The following is a 22,925-nucleotide window of genomic DNA, read 5'->3' on the forward strand; positions in this document are numbered from 1 at the left end:
CCGGGAGCCCCGTATCCGGGAGCGCCGTACCCGGGAGCCCCGTACCCGGGAGCGCCGTATCCGGGGGCGCCGTACCCGGGGGCGCCGTACGCCTGCGTCATCATGACGTGCTCCGGCACCTGACGCGGCGGGGGAGCGCTGGTGACGGCTCGCGAGGGATCGACCGCGAAGGGATCGCCGAGCTGTTCCTCGGGGATGCCGAGGTCGCGGCGCTCGACATGGGAGAGGAGGGCCTGGTCGAGACCCTCGTAGCGCATCCGGCAGTCGAGGTAGACGAGCACGCCGCCGGTGCTCTGCACGACGATGGCGATCGCCTGCAGGATCAGCAGGAGAACCTGCGGGGCGAGGAGGGCGAAGACGTACCCGACCACCGCGCTCGGCTCACTGGCGCCGGTGGGCGCGATGACGGTGCCGAGGAACGAGGAGAGCATGGCGGTCGGGAAGCTGACCACCTGCATCGCCAGGCCCATGATCAGGCTGATGAGGAAGGTCACGCCGAATGCGACCCAGAAGCGGCCGCGGGTCAGGCGCCAGGACCGCACGAACGCCTCGCGGAAGCGGGCGCGCTCCAGCACGAGGATCGACGGGACGAGCAGCAGCTTGGTCGACAGCCACACCGTGAGCGGGATCGCGGCCAGGCCCAGGAGGACCACGACGAGCACGACGATGCCGATCATCTCCGGGGTGCCGCCGAGGCCGCCGGCGATGAGCGCGCCGATGACGCCCGCGACGATGGCGAGGCCGCCGAAGAGGGCGAGCACCGAGAGGGAGGCGAATCCCGCGAGCCGCCAGAACGCCGGGGCCATCCGGCGCCACAGCATGCGCAGCGTGGCCTTGACGCCGACCGTGGCGTAGCCGACCTCGGCGGCCACGACGCCCTGCATGATCGCGGTGAACGCGATGGACGCGAGCCCGACGAGGAGTCCGGCGAGGAGGTTGATGGCGATCGTGCCGGCGAACACGGCCTCGAAGTCGGGGGAGGAGGGGGAGACCGTCTCCAACCGGGAGAACGTCGTGAACAGGACGACGCCCATCACCCCGGCCGTGGCGATGACCACGATGAGCTGGATGACGACAGCGAACCCGAACAGGACCTTGGGGTTGTGCCGCAGCGCCGCGAAGGCCTTGCCCAGCAGCATGCCGAAGGTCAGCGGGTGAAGGGGGATGATGCCCTTCTGGGGAGCTGGGGTCCACGTCTGGCCGCTCACGGGCCTCCCTCCGTCGTGCGCTCCCATCGTGTCATATCCTCGCGCTGAGGCGCAGACCTGCGGAGGGCGGGACTCGGTGCCATAAGGTAACAGTTATGACCTCACGCATCCTTGTGGTCGACGACGACACCGCGCTCGCCGAGATGATCGGCATCGTGCTGCGCACGGAGGGATTCGAGCCGGTGTTCTGCGCGGACGGCGCGCGCGCCGTCGACGAGTGGCGCGCGCAGCGTCCCGACCTGGTGCTCCTCGACCTGATGCTCCCCGGTATGGACGGCATCGAGATCTGCACGCGGATCCGCGCCGAGTCGGGGGTGCCGATCATCATGCTGACGGCACGCAGCGACACGGCCGACGTGGTGCGCGGTCTCGAGGTCGGTGCCGACGACTACATGGTCAAGCCGTTCAATCCCAAGGAGCTCGTGGCCCGCATCCGCACCCGGCTGCGGCCGACACCGCAGGCCTCCAGCGAGCAGCTGCGGATCGGCGACCTCACCGTCGACGTAGACGCGCACGAGGTGCGCCGCGGGACGACGCCGATCGCCCTCACGCCGCTGGAGTTCCAGCTCCTCGTGGCCCTCGCCTCCAAGCCGCAGCAGGTGTTCTCCCGCGAGATGCTCCTCGAACAGGTCTGGGGCTACCACTACAAGGCCGACACCCGGCTCGTGAACGTGCACGTGCAGCGCCTGCGAGCGAAGGTCGAGCTCGACCCGGACAACCCCAAGATCGTCATGACGGTCCGCGGCGTGGGCTACCGCGCCGGCAGCGTCACCTAGAGACCCCATGGCCGCGACGACAGCGACCACGGCCGTCGCCGTCCTCCGCGACTGGCGCGGCTGGCCGGACGTGCTGGCGGCGCTGTGGCGACGGTCGCTCCGCTTCCGCACCCTCGCGATCACCCTGGTCGCCACATCGCTGGCGATCTTCATCACCTGTGTCACGATGGCGCTCGTCATCCAGAACGACCTCTTCGTGTCGCGGAAGAACGTCGCGCTGGAGGATGCCCGCCGGGCGGTGGACCAGGCGCAGTCCCTGCTGGACGTGGCGGAGGTGGGCGACGATCCCGCGGCACTGACCGATCTGTGGAACGGCATCCCGGATACCCTCTCGCGCACGTCGAGCGCCGACCTGCTCGCCGGCTTCAAGATCCAGGACGGTTCAGGGACGGTTCGGCTCAACGGCTTCACCGCCGGGCTCACGCCGGATCTGCTGAGCCCCGAGCTGCAGGCCCGGGTCCGCGAGTTCGACGACCGGCAGGCCTGGCAGTCCGTCGCCTTGCCGACGGAGGACGGCGGCGTCGTGCCGGGCATCGTCGTGGGGCAGCAGCTTCAGGTGCCGCAGGCCGGGTCCTTCGAGATCTACTTCGCCTACGATCTCGCCGACGCCGACCAGACCCTCGTCTTCGTGCAGCGCACCCTGTGGATCGCCGGCATCGGACTGGTGGCCATCGTCGCAGCCATCTCCTGGATCGTGTTGCGGACCGTGTCCACCCCGATCGTGCAGGCGGCGGAGACGAGCGCGCGGCTCGCGGCGGGCGATCTCGGCGTGCGGCTGGAGGTGCACGGCGAGGACGAGCTCGCGACCCTCGGCCGCTCCTTCAACGCGATGGCCGACAGCATCGAGGCGCAGATCAAGGAGCTCGGCGAGCTGTCCATGGTCCAGCAGCGCTTCGTGTCCGACGTCTCGCACGAGCTCAGGACCCCGCTGACGACGATCCGCCTCGCCGCCGACATGCTGAACGACCAGCGCGAGGAGTTCGACCCCACGACCGCACGCACCGCCGAGCTCCTGCACGCGCAGGTGCAGCGGTTCGACACGCTGCTGGCCGACCTGCTGGAGATCAGTCGCTATGACGCGGGGTCCGTGCAGCTCGAGCTGGAGGCGACGAGTCTCGCGCAGCTCGCGGAAGACGTCATCGAGCAGATGCGGCCGCTCGCGGAAGGCCACGGCACGGAGATCCGTCTCGTGGCGCCAGGCGGGTACTCGCCGGTGGACATGGACCCGCGGCGCGTGCGGCGGGTGCTGCGCAACCTCATCGGCAACGCGATCGAGCACGGCGAGGGACGCCCGGTGGTCGTCACGGTGGACAGCAACCAGCACGCGGTGGCGGCGGGTGTCCGCGACTTCGGGCTCGGGATGGACCCCGGAGACGCGGAGCGGGTGTTCGACAGATTCTGGCGCGCGGACCCGTCGCGACAGCGCACCATCGGCGGCACGGGGCTCGGTCTGTCGATCGCCCTCGGCGACGCCACCCTCCACGGCGGGACCCTGGCGGTCTGGTCGGAGCTCGGTGTCGGATCGCACTTCGTGCTCACCGTCCCCCGCCACGACGGGGTGCTCGACGGACCCAGTCCGATCCCGGTGGAGCCGCAGGAGCCCCTCGCGGAGCTCGCCGATGCCACGCAGCCGATCTCCATCGCCGAGACGTACTCTGATCTCCTCGACGGGAAGGAGCAGTCATGAGCACGCGCGCGTCACGTCGCCTCCTCCGCGCCGCCGCCGTGGCGGTCGTGGCCCTGCTGCTTCCGGCCTGCGCGGGGCTGCCGACGAGCGGAGACGTCGCGGTCGGTCTCGAGCTCGGCGAGTCGCCGGACGACGTCGACGTCCTCCCCGTCGCCTCCGGCCCCGTCGCGGGGGCGGGACCGGAGGAGATCGTGGAGGGCTTCCTCGAGGCGGGGATCACGACGTCCGACAACTGGGCCACGGCGCGCGAGTTCCTGGCCCCGTCGCTGCAGCGGAGCTGGCGCCCGTCGGCGGGCGTCTCCATCGATGCCGGAGCGGAGGCGCGGACCCTGACATCGAACCTGGCCGACGATCAGGTCGAGGACGCCGAGGAGGCCGAGGTGGAGGTGCTGCTCGAGCTGGTCGCGAGCGTCGACGACTCGGGGGAGTACAACGGCGCTCCCGGCGACTCGAGCGTGCCGTTCGCTCTGGCGCGCGACGAGGACGGCGAGTGGCGCATCACGCAGGCGCCGGATGGCGTCGTCATCGATGAGGCGCGGTTCCCGAACGTCTTCGAGGGCTATTCGCTGCAGTGGTTCGATGCGGGATGGTCCCGACTGGTGCCCGACATGCGGTGGTTCCCTCGACGGCAGAGCCCGGCGACGACCGTGACCCAGGCACTCGTCAGCGGCACACCGGCGGACTGGCTCGACGCGGCGGTGCAGACCGCCTTCCCCGCCGATGTCCAGCTGGCCCAGGACGCGGTGCTGATCACCGCGCAGGTCGCCGAGGTGGCGCTGACCCGTCCTGCGGCGGGCCTGGACAAGACGACGCTCGCCCGGATGCGGACGCAGCTGCAGGCGACGCTGAAGACGGCAGGGGTGAACGTCACCGAGGTGCGTTTCAGCGTGGACGGCAGGGCGCTCGACGCGGGTGTCGTCGAGCTGTCGGGCACCACCGCCGAACCCGGGACGCTCGTGCTGAAGGGCGGGGCGTTCGGCCGGATCGTCGGTGATGAGATCGCCTCGATCCCGGCGATCAGCGCGCAGATCCAGGCCGTGCCGCAGCCGATCGCGGCGATCGACGTCGCCACGGACGACGCCACCGCGGCCCTTCAGCTCGGGGACGGCCATGTGTACCTCGTGGGCGAGGAGACGCTCGACGAGCTGGACGCGCGCCCCGGCCTCGTGCAGCCGTCGATCGATCCCTACGGCTACGTGTGGTCTGTCCCGGCAGGGGAGCCGCAGGCGGTGCAGGCCATCGGCGCCGACGTGGTCGCTCACACGATCGCCACGGCGTGGCCGAGCGCCTCCTCCATCTCGGATCTGCGGGTCGCGGCGGATGGCGCGCGGGTCGCGGCGGTCATCCTCGTGGGTGGCCAGCGCTGGGTGGTCGTCGCGTCCGTCGTGCGGGACGGCTCCGGAGTGCCGACGGAGCTCGGTGAGGTGCGTCAGCTCGTTCAGCTGAGCGAACCCTCGACGGGGCTCGTCTGGCTGGGACCGGACCGCCTGGCCGTGCTCACCGACTCGGCCACACCGCGCCTGATCGTGCAGCCCGTCGGTGGGCCGGGATCCGCGGAGACCGCGCCGAGCGATGCCAGCGCCGTCGCCGGCGCGCGGACCCCGGCCGGCGTGCGCATCCTTGACGCCTCAGGGCGGTTGTTCGCTCACGCCGGCTCTGCCTGGCGTGAGATCTCCGAGGGCGTATCCGTCCTGGCCACACGCGCCGGCGAGTGACCCCTCCTGCACCGATGCGGTTCGCGCCGAGGTGATCTCGCCTCGGCGCCACCGCGGCCGCCACTGACGAGCAACGCGGCAGGATTCCCTCATGGGGGGAACAAGCCGCTTCGACCGGGTCATCGCCGAGATCGGTGCGCTGCTGCTCGCGGCGCGCTGCCCCGGGTGCGCGTCTCCCGGCACGGTCCTCTGCGACGCCTGCCGGACGGCGCTCGAGCCGTCTCCGCGTGTCGTGCGGACCCCCGGTGGCTTGCTCGTCCGCGCAGCGCTTCCCCTGGAGGGTCCCGCCGCTTCGTGCATCCGGCGGCTGAAGGGGGAGGGGGAGACGCTCCTGGCCCGGCCGCTCGGCGCCGCGCTCGCCGCTGTGCTGACGCCCGCCCTCGTCGCCGGGGCCTGGGTGATCCCGGTGCCGACCTCGCGCGCCGCGTTCCGTCGCCGGGGCGCCCGCGTTCCGGAGCTCCTCGTCCGGCGCGCCGGAGCCGATCCGCAGCGCGTCCTGACCCTCACGCGCCGGGTGCGCGACCAGCGCGAGCTGGCCGCACCGGACCGCGCCGCGAACGTCCGCGGGGCGATGATCTCGCGGCGCCGGGGACACGGGGCCCCGGCGGTGGTCGTGGACGACGTGGTCACGACGGGAGCCACGCTCGACGAGGCGGTCCGGGCGCTCGTCGCCGCCGGATTCGTGGTCGTCGGGGCCGTCGCGCTCGCCGCCACGCCGAAGTCGCCGGAATCCGGATGAGGTTCATCGAAGACTCACCGGAGACACAGGGTCGAGGGCCGTGACATCCGCCGCCCGTCGGACTACGGTGGGGTGTCACAAGGCGACCACGGTCCGCCCTTGGCCGGGTGGACCGGGACAAGGAGGCAGCAATGGAAACGAGCATCGTGGGCGTCGGAGTGGGCATCACCGATCGCTTCCGCACCGTCGTCGAAGAGAAGATCGCCAAGATCCAGACACTCGCCGCCAAGGCGCAACGCCTGGACGTGAAGGTCACGCACCGTGTGTACCGCAACGGGCGCATCCCGGACGAGACGGTCGAGCTGACGCTGGTCGGCAAGGGTCCCGTGGTCCGTGCCGAGGCCGTCGACGGCGACAAGTTCGTGGCTCTCGACCTCGCGATCGACAAGATGACGGAGCAGCTGCGCCGCGCGAAGGAGAAGCGCGTCGACGGACGACAGCATCCGCGCGGGCCGCACTTCGAGAAGGGCAGCGGTTCACTCGAGGGCATCGACGTGCAGCCGGCCTCCGCCGAGGTGCTGCACGCCGTCGCGACCGGCAGCATCCCGGTGCAGAGCGAGGAGGAGGAGGACTACTCGCCCGTCGTCATCCGCACGAAGAGCTTCGAGGCGGAGTGGATGACGGTGGAGGAGGCCGTCGACCGGATGGAGCTCGTCGGGCACGACTTCTTCCTCTTCGTCGATGCGCGCACCGACCACCCGAGCGTGGTCTACCGCCGCAAGGGCTGGGACTACGGTGTCATCGCTCTGAGCACGCAGGCTCCGCCCGCCGAGGCGCTCGCCTCCTGATATGACCGAGAACGGCCCGACCCCCGCGGGGGTCGGGCCGTTCTCGTGCGAAGACCGGACGGCGTCAGTCGAAGATGCCGTCGAGGATGCTGCCGATGACGAGCCCGCCGAGGATGCCGGAGGCGAGGTCGCCGCCGCCCATCCCGCCGCCGCGGCGCGGACCGCCGCCCCAGCCGCCGCCCCAGTCCTGATCCTGCGGGCGGGACGAGTCGATGTCGCGCTGCGCGAGCTGGAGGGCCTCCGCGGCGAGGTGCGCGACCCGGCGGGCCTGGGCGAGCGCCGCCTCGCGGGTCTCCTCGGCGGGAAGCAGGGCCGGGAGATCGACGCGGAGTCGTTCCGCCTCGGCGAGACGGGTGCGCGCATCGGCGCCGATCCATCCGCGATGCCCGGCGATGAGCCCGCGGGCGACGCCCAGCTGGCGGTCGGCGTCGTCGATCGCATGCTGGACCTGTGCGACGCTGGGGAGCGGATTCTCGGCGCGATGCCGGGCGGTGGCGATCGCGTCGTCGAGACCGGCGTTGGCTTCGCGCAGACGCGAGAGCTCGGCGAACGGGTCGTTGGGCTGGCCCGAGGGGGTGAGGGCGGCCAGGGCCGCCTGCAGCCGGGCGACGGCCTCCGCCACGGCGGGCGTGGACGGAGCGGTCCGGGCGGCGATGAGGTCGTTGCGGGAGTCGGCGATGACCTCGGCCAGGGTCGACTCGGCGCGCAGGGCCTCGATCTCGAAGTCCTCCACCGCATCGAGCAGCGCAGCGGCGCGACGCGTCGCCTCGGTGGCCGTCTCCAGCGCGAGGTTCGCCTCCTCGTTCTGCTTCGCGGCGCGGCGGCGCTCCGAGATGTCGGCGCTGTGGGTCGCGAAACGGATCAGCTGCTCCGCCTCGGCAGCACTGGCGGTGATCTGATGCATGGCGGAGTCGGAGTAGCGCGCGGACAGCCGGGACACCGTCTCGTCCGTCTGCGGGATGCGGGCGCTCAGCGCCTCGGCGTCCGCGCGGACCTGGGCGATGATCTCGGGCGCGCGCCGCACCTTCGCGACGGACTCCGCGAGCACGGTGGTCTTCTCGTCGAGGAGGTCCTGGGCCCAGTCGCAGAGCTGCAGGATGCGCGCGTTCCGCGTGCGCAGCTCCTCGTCGGTGTCCGGGATCTCGTCGTGGTTGAGCTGGTGGAGCTGGAACGCCTCGCGCAGGTGGGTGCGCACCGACAGCAGCGCGGCCTTGAGGTCGGCGGTCAGGGACTCGCCGAGCTCGGCCTCCGCGAAGACGAGCTCGTCGGAGGTGGTGCGGATGCGCTCGTCGGCGGCGACGAGCGCCTGTTCCGCACGCCGGGCGAGGTCCGCGTCCTGTGCGGCGAGTTCTTCCTGTTCGCGTTTGCGTCTGCCCCAAAATCCAGCCATGTGCCGATCCTAGTTTCCCGGGCGCGTGCGCGGGCTGAGCATCCGCTCCAGGCGAACGGCCGGCATCGCGGGCTGGTGCTTCAGGCGGGGAGGGCGACGGGATCGCCGCCGGCGACGGGGGAGGGCGCCGCCTTCGCGGGGCGTCCTCGCTTGGGGCGCTCGGTGGTCAGCTCCAGCGCCATCTCGGGGTGGGGGTGGTGCGCGAGTCGGGCCTCCGCCTGGTCGAGCCACCGGAGCTCGGCCTCCGCGGCGCAGACGAGCGAGTCGAGGACGAGCGACCACGCGAGATCCTCGGGGCTGCCGGCGGCGAGGCCGGGGGAGGGCGTGCGCCGCAGGTCCTCGAGGCGCTGCCGCGAGGCGTCCCGCTGGCTGCGGAGGATGGCGGCGGCATCGACTCCGGGCAGCGTGGCCGCGACGGCGAGCTTCACGGCGAGCTCCTCGCGCGTCGCGGGAGCGCGGAGCACGGGGGTGGTGAGCCAGCGTGCCGCCTCGGCCGAGCCCGCGGGCGTGATGCGCCAGTACACGTGACCGTGGTCGTCGGCCTCCCCGCGCTGGACCAGTCCGTCCCGCTCGAGCCGCTCCAGGGTGTTGTAGATCTGGCCGACGTTGAGCGGCCAGGTCGATCCGGTCCGGCGGTCGAACTCGTGGCGGAGCTGGTAGCCGTAGCAGGGGCCCTGATCGAGGATGGCGAGCAGGCTCTGGCGTACGGACATGACCGGTCTCCCGAGGATGGCGGATGGAAAGCAGTGCCGAGTATATGCATACCCGGCAATTTCCCGGACGCGGCGCGGCGGACCCATGCAGGCGACGTGGAGGTCACAGGCCGGTAACATGGCAAAGTATGCCTGGCGCTCGCCTCACGGCGGCCGGCGAATGACCCAATGACAGGGAGATGACATCCGTGGCGAATCCTCTTGAGAAGCTGCTGCGCGCAGGTGAGGGGCGGATCATCCGCCGTCTGAACCAGGTGGTGAAGGCGGTGAACGCCCTCGAGGAGGACATCTCCCAGGTCACGGACGACGAGCTGCGCAACGAGACCGCCGAACTGCGCGCCCGCTACGAGAAGGGCGAGACGCTCGACCAGCTCATGCCCGAGGCCTTCGCCGCGGTGCGCGAGGCCGCCAAGCGGACGCTCGGCATGCGCGCCTACGACGTGCAGATCATGGGTGGTGCCGCCCTCCACCTCGGCAACATCGCCGAGATGAAGACCGGTGAGGGCAAGACGCTCGTCGCCACCTTCCCCGCCTACCTGAACGCGATCGCGGGCGAGGGCGTGCACGTCATCACGGTGAACGACTTCCTCGCGAGCTACCAGGCGGAGCTCATGGGCCGCGTCTACCGCGCCCTCGGCATGACGACGGGCATCATCGTCTCCGGTCAGACGCCCGCCGTGCGCCGCGAGCAGTACGCGGCCGACATCACCTACGGCACCAACAACGAGTTCGGCTTCGACTACCTCCGCGACAACATGGCCTGGCGCAAGGAGGATCTCGTCCAGCGCAAGCACTTCTTCGCGATCGTCGACGAGGTGGACTCCATCCTCATCGACGAGGCGCGCACGCCGCTCATCATCTCCGGGCCGTCGTCCGGGGAGGCGAACCGCTGGTTCGCGGAGTTCGCCAAGATCGCGCGCACCCTCGTGGCCGGCGAGGACTACGAGGTCGATGAGAAGAAGCGCACCGTCGGCGTCCTGGAGCCGGGCATCGAGAAGGTCGAGGACTACCTCGGCATCGACAACCTCTACGAGTCCGCCAACACGCCGCTCATCTCGTTCCTGAACAACTCGATCAAGGCACTCGCGCTGTTCAAGAAGGACACCGACTACGTCGTCATGAACGACGAGGTCATGATCGTCGACGAGCACACCGGACGCATCCTCGTCGGACGCCGCTACAACGAGGGCATCCACCAGGCGATCGAGGCGAAGGAGGGGGTGCCGGTCAAGGCCGAGAACCAGACCCTCGCCACCGTCACGCTGCAGAACTACTTCCGCCTCTACGACAAGCTCGCCGGCATGACCGGTACGGCCGAGACCGAGGCCGCCGAGTTCATGTCGACGTACAAGCTCGGCGTCATCCCGATCCCCACCAACAAGCCGATGATCCGCAAGGACCAGCCGGACCTGGTGTACAAGAACGAGGCGGCGAAGTTCGCGCAGGTCGTGGAGGACATCGCCGAGCGCCACGCCAGCGGGCAGCCGGTGCTGGTTGGCACCACCAGCGTCGAGAAGAGCGAGTACCTGTCGCGCCTGCTCGCCAAGAAGGGCGTCAAGCACGAGGTCCTGAACGCGAAGAACCACGCCCGTGAGGCGGAGATCGTCGCCCGCGCCGGCCGCCTCGGGGCCGTGACGGTCGCGACGAACATGGCCGGCCGAGGCACCGACATCATGCTCGGCGGAAACGCCGAGTTCCTCGCGGTGCAGGAGCTGAAGGCGAAGGGACTCGACCCGGTGGAGACGCCGGAGGAGTACGAGGTCGCGTGGGACGAGACCTACGAGACCATGAAGAAGGTGGTCGAGGAGGAGGCCGAGAAGGTCATCGAAGCCGGTGGGCTCTACGTGCTCGGCACCGAGCGCCACGAGTCGCGCCGCATCGACAACCAGCTGCGCGGTCGGTCCGGTCGTCAGGGCGACCCCGGCGAGAGCCGCTTCTACCTGAGCCTCACCGACGACCTCATGCGGCTGTTCCAGTCCGGCGCCGCCGAGGCGATCCTCGCCCGCACGAACTTCCCCGACGACGTGCCGATCGAGTCGGGTCTCGTGTCCCGGGCGATCCGCAGCGCCCAGTCGCAGGTCGAGGCCCGCAACGCCGAGATGCGCAAGAACGTCCTCAAGTACGACGACGTCCTCAACCGTCAGCGCGAGGCGATCTACGCCGACCGCCGCCACATCCTCCAGGGCGACGACATCGCCGATCGGGTGCAGCACTTCATCGAGGACGCGATCAGCGGCGTCGTGAAGGACCACACCGGCGAGGGCCACAACGAGAGCTGGGACTTCGACGCCCTCTGGACCGAGCTGAAGACCCTGTACCCGGTGAGCGTCACGATCGACGAGGTCGTGTCGGAGGCGGCAGGACGCAAGGGCGGCATCACCGCCGAGGGCCTGACGCGCGAGCTGCTGTCGGACGCGAAGATCGCCTACGAGAAGCGCGAGGAATCGCTGGGCGAGGCCGCGACCCGCGAGCTCGAGCGTCGCGTCGTCCTCCAGGTGCTCGACCGCCGCTGGCGCGACCACCTGTACGAGATGGACTATCTCAAGGACGGCATCGGCCTCCGGGCGATGGCGCAGCGCGATCCGCTCATCGAGTACCAGCGCGAGGGCTACGCGATGTTCCAGTCGATGATGGGCCAGATCAAGGAGGAGTCGGTCGGCTACCTCTACAACCTGGAGGTCGAGGTCCGCCGCGCCGGCGACGCCGAGACCGCGGAGGTCGAGGCCAAGGGACTCGCCACCGACGGGGGAGAGCAGCGCCTGGAGTACTCGGCGGCGAACGACGCCGGCGAGGTCGAGGTCCGCAACGACCGCGGGCAGGTCCAGCAGGCCGCGACCGACCGGATGCGCCAGGCCGCGGCCCGGGCGCAGGCTCCGCAGCAGGCCGAGCCGGAGGAGGCCCCGCGCGGCGCCTTCGGGCAGCGCACGGAACAGGCCGCCCCGGCGGCGGGCAACCGCGAGCAGCGGCGCGCGCAGAGCAAGAAGAAGAAGTAGCCTTCGGGTGACGAGGAGGGCCAGTCCGTGCGGATTGGCCCTCCTGTCGTCCCTGTAGGCTTGATCGATGACACCATCGCGCACCTTCGACCAGTCGTCGAAGCTCAAGAACGTCCTGTACGAGATCCGCGGAAACGCCCTCGTCGAGGCGGCGCGATTGGAAGCAGAGGGCCACCGGATCCTCAAGCTCAACACCGGCAACCCCGCGATCTTCGGCTTCGACGCCCCGCACCAGATCGTGCACGACATGCTCGCGGCGCTCCCCACGGCCCACGGCTACAGCGACAGCAAGGGCATCATCTCCGCCCGGCGTGCCGTCGTGAGCCGGTACGAGGAGATCGACGGCTTCCCCCGTTTCGATCCCGACGACGTGTACCTCGGCAACGGCGTCTCCGAGCTGATCACCATGACCATGCAGGCGCTCCTGGACGAGGGGGACGAGGTCCTCATCCCCGCTCCCGACTACCCGCTCTGGACGGCCATGACGAGCCTCGCGGGCGGCACGCCCGTGCACTACCTCTGCGACGAGGAGCAGGGCTGGCAGCCCGACCTCCAGGACATCCGGTCCAAGATCACGCCGCGGACCAAGGCGCTCGTGATCATCAACCCGAACAACCCCACCGGCGTGGTCTACTCCCGGCAGGTGCTGGAGGGCCTCGTGCAGATCGCGCGCGAGCACCAGCTGCTCATCCTCTCCGACGAGATCTACGACCGCATCCTGTTCGACGACGCGGTGCACATCCCGACGGCGACCCTGGCTCCCGACCTGCTCTGCCTCACGTTCAACGGGCTCTCCAAGACGTACCGCGTGGCCGGCTACCGGTCCGGCTGGATGGTCGTCACGGGACCGCAGGACCACGCCAAGGGCTTCATCGAGGGCATCACGCTGCTGGCCTCGACCCGGCTCTGCCCGAACGTCCCGGCGCAGCACGCGGTGCAGGCGGCGCTCTCCGGGGTCCAGTCGATCGACGCCCTGATCGCCCCGACCGGCCGGCTCCACGAGCAGCGCGACATCGCCTGGGAGGGGCTGGAGGCCATCCCCGGCGTGTCCTGCGTGAAGCCCCAGGGTGCGCTCTACGCCTTCCCCCGACTGGACCCGAACGTGCACGAGATCCGCGACGACGCCAAGCTCGTCTACGATCTGCTGGTATCCGAGCACATCCTGCTCGTTCAGGGGACCGGCTTCAACTGGCCGACGCCGGATCACCTGCGCCTCGTGACCCTGCCAGAGCCGCGAGTGCTGAGCGAAGCCGTCGAGCGCCTCGGGAACTTCCTGTCGAGCTACCGGCAGTAGTCTCCGCGGGCACGGACGCATCGAGGTCGGCCGCCAGCCGGCGCACGGCGGCGACCATCGTCGAGCGCGGGGCGACGTCGGAGATCGGCCGGGCGTGGAGCAACGCCGCATCGACGGCACGACGGTCGTAGGGCAGGAAGACGACCTCGCTGAGGCCCGCGAACTGCTCCAGCGTGCGACGGATCTGACTCCGGGCGTCGAGGCCGAGGGGCCCCGGTCGCACCTGATTGACGACGACCGTCATCGGCGTCCGCTCCACGAGGCGGCGGACCTCGGCATGGTCGCGCAGGAAGCGGCCGATCCCCACGGGGTCGGCGGAAGCCACCGCCACGACGCGGTCCGCCGCGCTCAGCGCCGCGGTGGTCGCGGCGTGCCGACGCGGGCCGACGACATCGTAGGTGGCCTCGTCGTCGGCGTCGATCGCCGCGGAGACGTCGACGATCGTCTCGTCCCGCCAGGTGCGGCAGGCCTCGAGGGTCGCCCGTACCCGCGCATCCGACAGCTCGGGCCAGCGGCTCGGACGGTTGAGTCCGGCGAGCACGTCGACCTCGGTGCCGCCGGCGAGCAGCCGGCCCGAGAGTCGGGTGAGCTCCGCGGGATCCAGCGCCCCGGTCTCCGCGCGGCGGCAGGCTCCAGCGAACCCCGGGGCGTCGTCGTCCATGCCCAGGAGCAGGGCGAGCGAGGGAGCCACGGTGTCCGCATCGGCCAGGGCCGTCCGCCGACCGCGACGGGCGAGCTCGACGGCGAGCTGGATCGCGACCGTCGACCGTCCGGGCGCCCCGTGCGGGCCCCAGACCGTCGTGATGCGCGCCGGGGAGTCTGGGAGCCGCGGAGCGTCGAGCGCATCTGCGGACAGCGCCGCGGCGATCTCCCAGCCCGCCGCATCGGTGCCCAGCGGCGGGGCGAGCCCGAGCCGTGCCACCGCTCGGCTCTCCGGGTCGCCGAGCGTGAGGATGCGGACGCCTGCGCGGTCGCAGGCCGCGCGCAGCTCGGCCGTCAGCGTCTCCCTGGTCGCGGGTACCACCACCGCCTCCACGTCCGGCTGCAGGCGCGCGATGAGGGCCGCGGGCGAAGCGGACGGAACGGCTATCCCGGTGATGCCTTCCCACTCCAGCTCCGCGACGAGCGCATCCACGCGGGGCGCGGCCACGGCCAGGAGGACGACGCTCATGATCCGGACCCGACGGGGACCACGGAGAGCGCCGCCCCGCCGGTGACCGCGCCCAGCACCGCGGCGACGTCGCTGCGGTCGATCACGATCTCGACCTCCGCCGCCCCGTCGGCGAGGAGCCCGTCCGGTTCGAGGACGGTGCGGACGGCGACGTCCCCGACGAGGATGCGCGGCTCGTCGTAGGAGCGGCCGTCGTCGCGCAGCGGCGCCTGCCAGACCTCGACCTCCGTGCCGGTCGCCACATCCTCCGGGAGACCGACGCTGCTCTCGACGACGACCGTGGTCGTGCGGCTGCTCTCCGCTCCGGCCGTCGCCGACCGCGGCAGGAGCTCGCCCTTCGTCAGCGTGCGGACCGCTATCCGCCCCGCGGCGAGCTGCTCTGGCCGGAGGTAGTCGTCGGAGACCGCCCCGAGCGCCACGTCGACGGTATGGAAGTCGGAGGCACGGAGGACCTCGCCGCGGACGATCGTGCGCCGGGCCTGGAGCACGGGACTCGACTGGTCGGCAGCGGTGACGATGGACCAGACGCCGGTGACCGAGGCGAGCACGAGGACGATGCCGACCGCGAAGCGGAGGTCGCCCCGGAGGCGGCGACGGGGGGAGCGGAAGAGCGGGGCCATGGCGACATCGTCACAGAAACGCCGTCCGCGGCGCCCGAGTTATCCACAAGGTCACGCCGCTCTCCGACATCGCGCGAGGTGGCCGCCCAGAATGAGGGCATGACACCCCCGCACCCGCAGACCCCCCGTTTCCTCGCGCCCGCCCAGGTCGCCGAGCTGCTGAGCATCGACGTCGACGAGGTGATCGCCCTCGTGCACGCCGGGCATCTGCGCGGCGCCCCGCTCGGGGCGCCCGCCCGGTGGCGCATCGAGGAGCTGAGCATCGAGGAGTATCTCGCCGCACAGACGGAGGAGGCGCGGCGCATGGCGCTGTGGCGACAGTCGCAGGCGGCCAGCTTTCCGGAGCTCTGGGGTCGTTCTGTCGCGCCCTTCGTGTGAGCGTTCAGATCGACGCAGTGCCGAGGACGCGCACCGCCGCGAGCGCGGCATACGGCACCATCCGGAAGCCGTGCACGGCATCTGCGCGGCGGGCAGCGCCGCTGTCGTGCTCGGCGAGATCCAGGTGATCGACGGCGGCACGGTCGATGGTGCCGTGCAGGTCGTCCCCGACCAGCAGCCGGAGCTGCACGGGGAGGCGACGCCGGGCGAGGTCGCGGAGCACGAAGCCCAACGTCATCCGCTCGCGCAGCGTCGGCGCGCCGGGGCTCTGGGCGGCGAGGCTCGCCAGCATCGCCCCGTGATCGACCGTGAGTCCGCGCACCGCCGCGACCGGGACCAGCAGGACGGCGCTCTGCAGCCGCGCGCCCTGCGGCACCCGGGGGAGGGCGGCCACCCAGTCGACCCCCAGGGACCGCAGCCCCACGGGCACCCGGGCGCCGTCGGCGAGGTGGAGGATCGCCTCGGCCTGCGCCGCACACAGGTGCCGCAGACGCGAGCGGAGATCGAGCCGGGCGATGCGGAGGCGCTCGGATTCGGCGTCGCGAGCGGCGCGTTCCGCCTCCCATTCCGCGGCGAGCTGCCCTTCCAGGCCGTCGAAGAGGGATTCCCAGTGCACCCGACCGAGCGTACGGCCGCGCGCCGCCGCACCCGAGTTATCCACATCGGCACCGTCGCGTACGGGTTGTCCACAGAGGTTCGCCGTCGTCCCCGCGCAGGGTCCGCGGCGTGGTCTACTGACGTCTCGCCGACGCCTTCGAGGGGAGAACCCGATGATGCTGGCCGAGTTCTTCGGACCACAGCCCACCCCCGCCGATCAGCTTCCCGACCCCGCGCTCCTGGTCCGGAGTCTCACGCGCGGCGCGCTCGAGGCGCTCGCCGGGGTCCGCGAGGTGGATCAGCTGGCGCGGTGGTTCAGCGAGGAGGCGTACCGCAGCCTCGTCACCCGTGCGAATCTCGCCGCTCGCGCCCGCAGCGCACGCGGGGTGCCGCCGGCCCGGCCGACCTTCGTCATCCGCACCGTGCGGGTGACCCATCCGCGCGACGGCATCGTCGAGGCGGTCGTCGTGGTGGCGGGGCCGGGGCGCACGCGCGCGGTGGCCCTCCGGCTGGAAGGGCTCGACCACCGGTGGCGCGCGACGTCGCTCGCCATCCTCTGAGGTGCGGGACTCTAGGCTGGGGAGGTGTCAACCCTCAGTGATCTCGCCCAGGCCCAGGGCCTTCTGACCGACGACGACGTGGAGTGGCTGCATCGGCTCGCCGGTGACGGACAGCTCCTCGCCGACCTCGCCTCCGCCGACATCGTCCTGTGGATCCAGACCGAGGACGGCTCGTTCATCGCCGTCGCGCACGCGCGGCCCAGTGGCGCAGCGACGCTTTTCTACCGCGACATCGTCGGCGAGCGCGTCCGGCCGCAGTGGCGGACGCAGGTGCAGGGCGCCTTCGAGTCCGCGGAGATCGTTGACTCCTCCTCGCCGGACTGGTTCGAGGAGACGCCGACGCGCGTGCGCGCGGTGCCGATCGTGATCGAGCGTCGCGGAGAGGACAAGACTCCCCGTGTGATCGGGGTGGTGACGCGGCATACGAACCTCGGCGAGGTGCGCACTCCCTCCCGTCAGCAGATCACCTTCGACGAGTGCGCCAACGACCTGTTCCGCATGATCGCCGACGGGAGCTTCCCCGACCTGGCTGCCCCGACGTCGCCCCGACGGGGCGCGCCCCGTGCGTCGGACGGCCTGATCCGCATCGATGTCGACGGCATCACGACGTTCGCGAGCCCGAACGCCCTCTCCGCGTTCAACCGGATGGGGTTCGACGACGAGCTGGAGGGGGAGTCCCTGGCCGAGGTGACGACCCGGCTCGTGCCGCCCTCCCGTCAGGTCGACGAGTCCCTGCCCGTCGTGGTGACGGGGCGCGCGCCGTGGCGCACCGACATCGAGGCGCGGGGGGTGACGGTCTCGCTGCGGGCCATCCCGCTGAAGGACCACGGCACGCGCATCGGAGCGATCGTGCTGTGCCGCGACGTCTCGGAGCTGCGCCACCAGGAGCAGGAGCTCATCACCAAGGACGCGACGATCCGCGAGATCCACCACCGGGTCAAGAACAACCTGCAGACGGTCGCCTCGCTGCTGCGGATCCAGGCGCGGCGGACGCACTCCGACGAGGCACGCGACGCCCTCACCCAGGCCATGCGCCGCGTGGACGCCATCGCCGTCGTGCACGACACGCTCGCACAGGGCCTCACGCAGAAGGTCGACTTCGACGAGGTCTTCCACCGGGTCCTCAAGCTCGTCGCCGAGGTCGCCTCGGCGCCGAACACCCGCGCGCGCACGCAGTCCACGGGGCGTTTCGGCGTGCTCCCCAGCGAGTACGCCACCCCGCTGGCGCTGGCGCTGACGGAGGTCGTGACGAACGCCGTCGAGCACGGTCTCGCCGGACAGGAGGGCGTCGTCACGATCGATGCCAAGCGCACGGAGGACAACCTCCGGGTGACGGTGCGCGACACCGGTCACGGGCTTCCCGAGGGTCGTGTGGGGCAGGGGCTGGGGACGCAGATCATCCGGACCCTCATTCAGGGGGAGCTCGGCGGCACCATCGACTGGCAGGGGAGCGAGGGCGAGGGCACCGAGGTGGTCATCGACATCCCGCTGCGCTGGCTGGAGCGCTGACCCCCATGCACGCAGAAGCGGCCTGAGACCGGGTCTCAGGCCGCTTCCGCGAATCTCAGGAGGCGCGGCGGGCGCGGGCCGCGCGACGCTTGAGAGCGCGGCGCTCGTCCTCGGAGAGGCCGCCCCAGACGCCGGAGTCCTGACTGGTCTCCAGAGCGTACTGCAGGCAGATCTCGGTGACCGTGCAGGTCGCGCAGACCGTCTTGGCCTTCTCGATCTGGTCGACGGCCGGGCCGGTGTTCCCGACGGGGAAGAACAGTTCGGGGTCGACGGTCAGGCAGGCGGCCTTGTCACGCCAGTCCATGGGGGCTCCTCGGTGTGGATTTCATGAGATGTCGCGATGCGACCTCTCGATTCGGGTGACGGTTCGGGTTCCGCTACCCTGTTGAGATACGGGCGGATGCCCGCTGATTGTGATGCGAACGTGAACGTTCGCCCCACGCCGCTGTGGGAGCACATGACTTCCTCTATTCTGTTACATGAATACCCTGAAATCAAGGGTTTTCTCGTCATTCGATCCCCGGGAGGACACCCGTGCGCGCACCGGGAATCGCCCGCGCCGCCGCCGCCGTCCTGGCGGTCGAAGCCGTCGCCCTGCTCGTGTTCGCCGCGCTCGAGATGGCCGGACTCGGGGCCGGGGACGCCGCGTCGCTGCCGACGGCCATCGCCCTCATCGTCCTCACGCTGATCGGCGCCGCCGCGCTCGTGGCCTTCGCGTTCGGCACCCGCGCCGGACGCTCCTGGGCGCGATCCGGCGGCGTGGTGTTCCAGGTCCTCGCGATCGCCCTGGCGCTCGGTGCCCTCACGCTGCCGCCGATCCCGTGGGCCTTCGTGCTCGGACTCGGTATCCCGGCCGTCGCGGGCCTCGCGCTCCTCATCGCGAGCGCGCGCCGCGAGGGGACCCGACGCGAAGCGGAGTGAGCGGGACTCGACCCGTCAGGCGTCGATGCCGAGCTGCTTGCGCAGCCGCGCGACGTGGCCCGTGGCCTTCACGTTGTACTGCGCGCTCGTGATGACGCCGTCCTCATCGAGGACGAACGTCGAGCGGATCACGCCTTCGACGAGCTTGCCGTAGTTCATCTTCTCGCCCCAGGCGCCGTACGCCTCGTGCACCGCGTGGTCGGGGTCGCTGAGCAGCGGGAACGTGAGGCCGTCGCGGTCGCGGAAGGCGGCGAGCTTCGCCGGCTCGTCCCGCGAGACGCCGACGACCTGATACCCGGCGCCCTGCAGCGACGAGATGCTGTCGCGGAAGTCGCAGGCCTCCGTCGTGCACCCCGGCGTCATGGCGGCCGGGTAGAAGTACAGCACCGTCTTCGTGCCGCGGAGGTCGGCCAGGCGGACGGTGTTCCCGTCCTGGTCGAGCAGGGAGAAGTCGGGGGCGGCGGTTCCGGTTTCCAGGCGTTCGGTCACCCGTCCAGCCTATCGCCCGGGGGGCTGCTCCGCCTTGTCGGCGAAGGTCTGCAGGAGCCGCTGCAGGGAGTCCAGCCGGGCACGCCCCGTCTCGCTCAGCTCGCCGCGCTCCGCCGCCTCGATGAGGGCGCAGTCCGGCGCGTCGGGGAGGTGGGTGCAGCCGCGCGGGCAGTCCTCCGCGATGACGGCGAGCTCGGTGAAGGCGGCGAGGATGTTCGCAGGGTCGACGTGCCCGAGGCCGAAGGAGCGGACGCCGGGGGTGTCGATGACCCAGCCGGAGCCGTCGGCGCTCTCGTAACGCAGCGAGACGGTCGAAGAGGAGGTGTGTCGCCCGCGGCCGGTGACCTGGTTCACGTGTCCGGTGGCGCGGCCCGCGGTCGGCACCAGGGCGTTCACCAGCGTCGACTTGCCGACACCGGAGTGCCCGACGAACACCGTCGAGTGGCCGATGAGTGCGGCGCCGATCTCGTCGACCGGCATCTCGTCCTGTGCGCTCGTGAAGACCCGGAGATCGAGGCCCTCGAAGTGCGCGAGGAACGGCGCAGGGTCGGCGAGATCGGTCTTCGTCACGACCAGGAGGGGACGGATGCCGGCGTCCAATGCGGCGACGAGGTAGCGGTCGACGAGCCGGGCGCGGGGCTCGGGGTCGGCCGCGGCGACGACGACGAGCATCTGGTCGGCGTTGGCGACGATCACCCGCTCGACCTCGTCGGTGTCGTCGGCGCTGCGGCGGAGGAGCGAGGTGCGCTCGACGATGCCCACGATCCGGCCGAGCGTGCCCTCGTCGCCCGAGGTGTCGCCGACGACGCGGGCCCGGTCGCCCGTGACGATCGGCGTGCGCCGCAGCTCTCGTGCGCGGGCGGCCGTGATCGTGCGCTCCTGCGGGGTGTCCTCGTCGAGGAGGACGGAGTACCGGCCCCGATCCACGCCCAGCACGCGGCCGATCTGCGCATCCTCGTGCGCGGGACGGCGTTTGGTGCGCGGCCGGTTGGCCTTCGGGTTCGGACGCGTGCGGATGCTGCTCTCGTCGTAGTCCTCGAAGTCGTCTTCGAGGTCGTCGGCGTCGTTCAGCCAGCTCACCCGTCAGCCTCGCAGCATCCGCTCCCAGAGCATCGTGAACTCCGGGAGGGTCTTGGCGGTGGTGCCGATGTCGTCGATGACGACGTCGGGGACGCGGAGGCCGATCAGCGCGCCGGTCGTCGCCATCCGGTGGTCGTGGTGCGCGGCCCAGGTGCCGCCCCGGAGCGGACCGGGAACGATGCGGATGCCGTCGGGGAGCTCCTCGGCGGTTCCGCCGAGCGCGCGCAGGTTCCCGACGAGCGCCGCGATCCGGTCGGTCTCGTGGAGACGGATGTGGCCGATGCCGCGGATGGTCGTGGGGCCGTCGGCGAAGGCCGCGAGACCGACGAGGGTCGGCGTCAGCTCGCTGGCGGCGGAGAGATCGAGATCGAGGCCGCGGATTCCGGAACCGGCCCGCACGGTGAGCACCCCGCCGTGACGGCTGACGTGCGCACCCGCCGCCTGCAGGATCTCGGGGAGCAGCGCGCCGGGCTGGGTCGAGTGCGCCGGCCAGCCGGTGATCGCGACGGAGCCTCCGGCGACGAGGGCCGCCGCGAGGAACGGGGCAGCGTTGGAGAGATCCGGCTCGATCGGGATCTCCTTGGCGCGGGGGACTCCGGCCTCCACCAGCCATTCGCCCACGGCGGGGCGCTCGATGCGGATGCCGCGGCGGCTCAGGGCCTCGATGGTCATGTCGATGTGCGGCAGGCTCGGCAGGCGCTCGCCCGTGTGCACGAGGTGCAGGCCCACGTCGAAGCGCGGAGCGGCGAGCAGCAGCCCGGACACGAACTGGCTGGACGCCGAGGCGTCGATCTCCACGCGACCGCCGCGGATGTGGCCGTGGCCGCGGATGGTGAACGGGAGGGCCCACGTGCCCTCGTCGTCGATGTCGACGCCGAGGTCGCGCAGGGCGCTGATGAGCCCGCCCATGGGCCGGTGCAGAGCCGTCTCGTGCGCGGTGAGGTGGACGTCCTGTTCCGCGAGGCCGGCCAGCGGCGCGATGAAGCGCATGACGGTCCCGGCCTGGCCGCAGTCGATCGTCGTGCCGCCGCGGAGCTTGCCCGGCGTGATCACGAGGTCGGGACCGAACTCATGACCGGCGTCGACCTCCTCGATGCCGACGCCGAGCGCGCGGAGGGCCTCCACCATGCGCTGCGAGTCGTCGGAGTGCAGCGGCGCGATCAGGCGGCCGGGGCCGTCCGCGATCGCCGCGATGAGGAGTTCGCGGTTCGTGAGGGACTTGGAGCCGGGGATCGTGAGCTCGGCGTGCACCGGGCCGTCGATCGTGGGCGCGGGGTAGGCGCCCTGCACACGGGTGGGGGAATACCTTTTGGCGCTCATCGGTTCTCACCTTAGTAAACGCAACGCCGTCCTCGTGAGAGGCGGCCCCCGTGCGAAGGGAAGAGGATGCCTGCGACGCTGGAACGCGAGGTGATCGACCTCAGCCGCCTAGACTGGCCGGTGATGGACGACACCGCAACCGCAGCCACCGTCGGCGACCCTCGGCGCGAGTTCGAGGAGCAGGCGCTCCCCTTCATGGATCAGCTCTACGCCGCCGCGATGCGCATGACGCGCAATCCCGCTGACGCCGCCGATCTCGTGCAGGAGACCTTCGTCAAGGCCTACGGCTCGTGGTCGACCTTCGCGCAGGGCACGAACCTCAAGGCGTGGCTCTACCGCATCCTCACCAACACGTACATCAACATCTACCGCAAACGGCAGCGCGAGCCGTTCCAGGGCACCATCGACGAGCTCGAGGACTGGCAGCTCGGCGGCGCGGAGTCGACGACGGCGTCGCACAGCCGGTCGGCGGAGGCGGAAGCCATCGACCGCATGCCGGCGTCGGTCGTGAAGGACGCGCTGCAGGCGGTTCCGGAGGACTTCCGGCTCGCGGTGTACCTCGCCGACGTCGAGGGCTTCGCGTACCAGGAGATCGCCGACATCATGAAGACCCCCATCGGCACCGTGATGAGCCGTCTGCACCGTGGCAGGCGGATGCTGCGGGAGCTGCTGGCCGACTACGCCGCGGAGCGGGGAATCGCCGCGGCTGACCCGAGGAGCAAGAAATGAGCGACTGCGGCTGCGACAAGGCCCGTCAGGATCTGGAGGAGTACCTCCGCAACGAGGTGTGCAAGACCGAGCACGCCGAGATCCGCGAGCACCTGGAGAACTGCCCGGCGTGCCGGGACGAGGCTCTGGTGGCGACGACCCTCACCGAGGTCATCGCCCGCGCCTGCAAGGAGACCGCTCCGGAGGAGCTGCGCGACCAGGTGTTCGCCCGGCTCCGCGAGGTCCAGGCCTCGCAGCACTGAGCGTGC

At 71.2% G+C, this 22,925-nt stretch carries 23 protein-coding genes; 13 read left to right on the top strand and 10 right to left on the bottom strand.

Annotation, left to right across the window (positions count from 1 at the left end):
- Positions 1-1,208 (bottom strand): glycerophosphoryl diester phosphodiesterase membrane domain-containing protein (locus CJ226_RS17990; protein WP_257996478.1); only part of this gene is annotated, 1,208 nt, incomplete at its 3' end.
- Positions 1,209-1,303: 95 nt separating this feature from the next.
- On the opposite strand from CJ226_RS17990, the gene mtrA reads away from it, so the two are divergent.
- The 5 genes from mtrA (at position 1,304) to hpf (ending at position 6,913) form a co-directional block, all read left to right on the top strand.
- Positions 1,304-1,984 carry an MtrAB system response regulator MtrA gene (gene mtrA, locus CJ226_RS03430; protein ID WP_025103044.1) on the top strand — a complete coding sequence of 227 codons (681 nt, stop codon included), beginning with the start codon at positions 1,304-1,306 and terminating at the stop codon, positions 1,982-1,984.
- A 7-nt stretch (positions 1,985-1,991) separates the two neighbouring features.
- A complete protein-coding gene (mtrB, locus tag CJ226_RS03435; RefSeq protein ID WP_062635138.1) occupies positions 1,992-3,671 on the top strand; it encodes an MtrAB system histidine kinase MtrB in 1,680 nt (559 codons plus the stop codon).
- Complete coding sequence (locus tag CJ226_RS03440) at positions 3,668-5,386, top strand: LpqB family beta-propeller domain-containing protein (protein ID WP_102208309.1); 1,719 nt, start codon at positions 3,668-3,670, stop codon at positions 5,384-5,386. Before mtrB ends, CJ226_RS03440 begins: the two co-directional genes overlap by 4 nt.
- A 91-nt stretch (positions 5,387-5,477) precedes the next feature.
- Positions 5,478-6,125 carry a ComF family protein gene (locus CJ226_RS03445; RefSeq protein ID WP_062635134.1) on the top strand — a complete coding sequence of 216 codons (648 nt, stop codon included), beginning with the start codon at positions 5,478-5,480 and terminating at the stop codon, positions 6,123-6,125.
- Positions 6,126-6,256: 131 nt separating this feature from the next.
- A complete protein-coding gene (gene hpf / locus CJ226_RS03450) occupies positions 6,257-6,913 on the top strand; it encodes a ribosome hibernation-promoting factor, HPF/YfiA family (RefSeq protein ID WP_025103048.1) in 657 nt (218 codons plus the stop codon).
- A gap of 64 nt (positions 6,914-6,977) precedes the next feature.
- On the opposite strand, the gene CJ226_RS03455 is transcribed toward hpf, so the two are convergent.
- Both CJ226_RS03455 and CJ226_RS03460 read right to left on the bottom strand, forming a co-directional pair.
- Positions 6,978-8,303 carry a hypothetical protein gene (locus tag CJ226_RS03455; protein WP_062635132.1) on the bottom strand — a complete coding sequence of 442 codons (1,326 nt, stop codon included), beginning with the start codon at positions 8,301-8,303 and terminating at the stop codon, positions 6,978-6,980.
- Positions 8,304-8,383: 80 nt separating this feature from the next.
- The gene (locus tag CJ226_RS03460) at positions 8,384-9,016 is read right to left on the bottom strand and encodes a PadR family transcriptional regulator (protein ID WP_102208310.1); all 633 of its coding nucleotides are present in this window, start codon (positions 9,014-9,016) and stop codon (positions 8,384-8,386) included.
- 188 nt (positions 9,017-9,204) lie between these two features.
- Between CJ226_RS03460 and secA the strand changes: the two genes are divergently transcribed.
- A complete protein-coding gene (secA, locus tag CJ226_RS03465; RefSeq protein ID WP_102208418.1) occupies positions 9,205-12,009 on the top strand; it encodes a preprotein translocase subunit SecA in 2,805 nt (934 codons plus the stop codon).
- A 67-nt stretch (positions 12,010-12,076) separates the two neighbouring features.
- Entirely contained in the window at positions 12,077-13,303 is a 1,227-nt protein-coding gene (locus tag CJ226_RS03470) for a pyridoxal phosphate-dependent aminotransferase (protein WP_102208311.1), read from the top strand.
- On the opposite strand, the gene CJ226_RS03475 is transcribed toward CJ226_RS03470, so the two are convergent.
- On the bottom strand, positions 13,194-14,474 hold the full coding sequence (locus tag CJ226_RS03475) for a P-loop NTPase (protein ID WP_102208312.1): 1,281 nt from the start codon (positions 14,472-14,474) through the stop codon (positions 13,194-13,196). The genes CJ226_RS03470 and CJ226_RS03475 overlap by 110 nt on opposite strands.
- A complete protein-coding gene (locus CJ226_RS03480) occupies positions 14,471-15,094 on the bottom strand; it encodes an SAF domain-containing protein (protein WP_102208313.1) in 624 nt (207 codons plus the stop codon). The genes CJ226_RS03475 and CJ226_RS03480 overlap by 4 nt, the downstream gene beginning before the upstream one ends.
- Positions 15,095-15,193: 99 nt before the next feature.
- Between CJ226_RS03480 and CJ226_RS03485 the strand changes: the two genes are divergently transcribed.
- Positions 15,194-15,472 carry a helix-turn-helix domain-containing protein gene (locus CJ226_RS03485; RefSeq protein WP_102208314.1) on the top strand — a complete coding sequence of 93 codons (279 nt, stop codon included), beginning with the start codon at positions 15,194-15,196 and terminating at the stop codon, positions 15,470-15,472.
- 4 nt (positions 15,473-15,476) lie between these two features.
- Here the strand turns inward: CJ226_RS03485 and CJ226_RS03490 are convergent, their stop codons facing one another.
- On the bottom strand, positions 15,477-16,088 hold the full coding sequence (locus CJ226_RS03490; RefSeq protein WP_062635256.1) for a hypothetical protein: 612 nt from the start codon (positions 16,086-16,088) through the stop codon (positions 15,477-15,479).
- Positions 16,089-16,242: 154 nt separating this feature from the next.
- Here CJ226_RS03490 and CJ226_RS03495 point away from each other — a divergent pair, with 154 nt between their 5' ends.
- On the top strand, positions 16,243-16,629 hold the full coding sequence (locus tag CJ226_RS03495; RefSeq protein WP_102208315.1) for an Rv3235 family protein: 387 nt from the start codon (positions 16,243-16,245) through the stop codon (positions 16,627-16,629).
- Between the two features lie 24 nt (positions 16,630-16,653).
- Positions 16,654-18,138: a sensor histidine kinase gene (locus CJ226_RS03500; RefSeq protein WP_062635118.1), complete on the top strand. Its 1,485-nt coding sequence runs from the start codon at positions 16,654-16,656 to the stop codon at positions 18,136-18,138.
- 55 nt (positions 18,139-18,193) lie between these two features.
- Here the strand turns inward: CJ226_RS03500 and CJ226_RS03505 are convergent, their stop codons facing one another.
- Positions 18,194-18,442, bottom strand: a complete 249-nt coding sequence (locus tag CJ226_RS03505) for a WhiB family transcriptional regulator (RefSeq protein ID WP_017203224.1) — start codon at positions 18,440-18,442, stop codon at positions 18,194-18,196.
- Between the two features lie 230 nt (positions 18,443-18,672).
- Here CJ226_RS03505 and CJ226_RS03510 point away from each other — a divergent pair, with 230 nt between their 5' ends.
- A complete protein-coding gene (locus CJ226_RS03510; protein WP_062635116.1) occupies positions 18,673-19,059 on the top strand; it encodes a hypothetical protein in 387 nt (128 codons plus the stop codon).
- A gap of 15 nt (positions 19,060-19,074) precedes the next feature.
- On the opposite strand, the gene bcp is transcribed toward CJ226_RS03510, so the two are convergent.
- The 3 genes from bcp to aroA are packed head-to-tail and all read right to left on the bottom strand — an operon-like array spanning position 19,075 to position 21,948.
- Positions 19,075-19,548: a thioredoxin-dependent thiol peroxidase gene (bcp, locus tag CJ226_RS03515; RefSeq protein ID WP_102208316.1), complete on the bottom strand. Its 474-nt coding sequence runs from the start codon at positions 19,546-19,548 to the stop codon at positions 19,075-19,077.
- A 9-nt stretch (positions 19,549-19,557) separates the two neighbouring features.
- On the bottom strand, positions 19,558-20,628 hold the full coding sequence (gene rsgA / locus CJ226_RS03520; protein ID WP_102208317.1) for a ribosome small subunit-dependent GTPase A: 1,071 nt from the start codon (positions 20,626-20,628) through the stop codon (positions 19,558-19,560).
- Positions 20,629-20,631: 3 nt separating this feature from the next.
- Complete coding sequence (gene aroA, locus CJ226_RS03525; protein ID WP_062635110.1) at positions 20,632-21,948, bottom strand: 3-phosphoshikimate 1-carboxyvinyltransferase; 1,317 nt, start codon at positions 21,946-21,948, stop codon at positions 20,632-20,634.
- 123 nt (positions 21,949-22,071) lie between these two features.
- Here aroA and CJ226_RS03530 point away from each other — a divergent pair, with 123 nt between their 5' ends.
- Positions 22,072-22,677, top strand: coding sequence for a sigma-70 family RNA polymerase sigma factor (locus CJ226_RS03530; RefSeq protein WP_200839056.1), 606 nt, complete (start codon positions 22,072-22,074; stop codon positions 22,675-22,677).
- Entirely contained in the window at positions 22,674-22,919 is a 246-nt protein-coding gene (locus tag CJ226_RS03535) for a zf-HC2 domain-containing protein (RefSeq protein WP_062635108.1), read from the top strand. Before CJ226_RS03530 ends, CJ226_RS03535 begins: the two co-directional genes overlap by 4 nt.
- The last annotated feature ends 6 nt before the right edge of the window (positions 22,920-22,925 follow it).

This window comes from Microbacterium sp. UMB0228 (assembly GCF_002871415.1).
Lineage (GTDB): Bacteria > Actinomycetota > Actinomycetes > Actinomycetales > Microbacteriaceae > Microbacterium.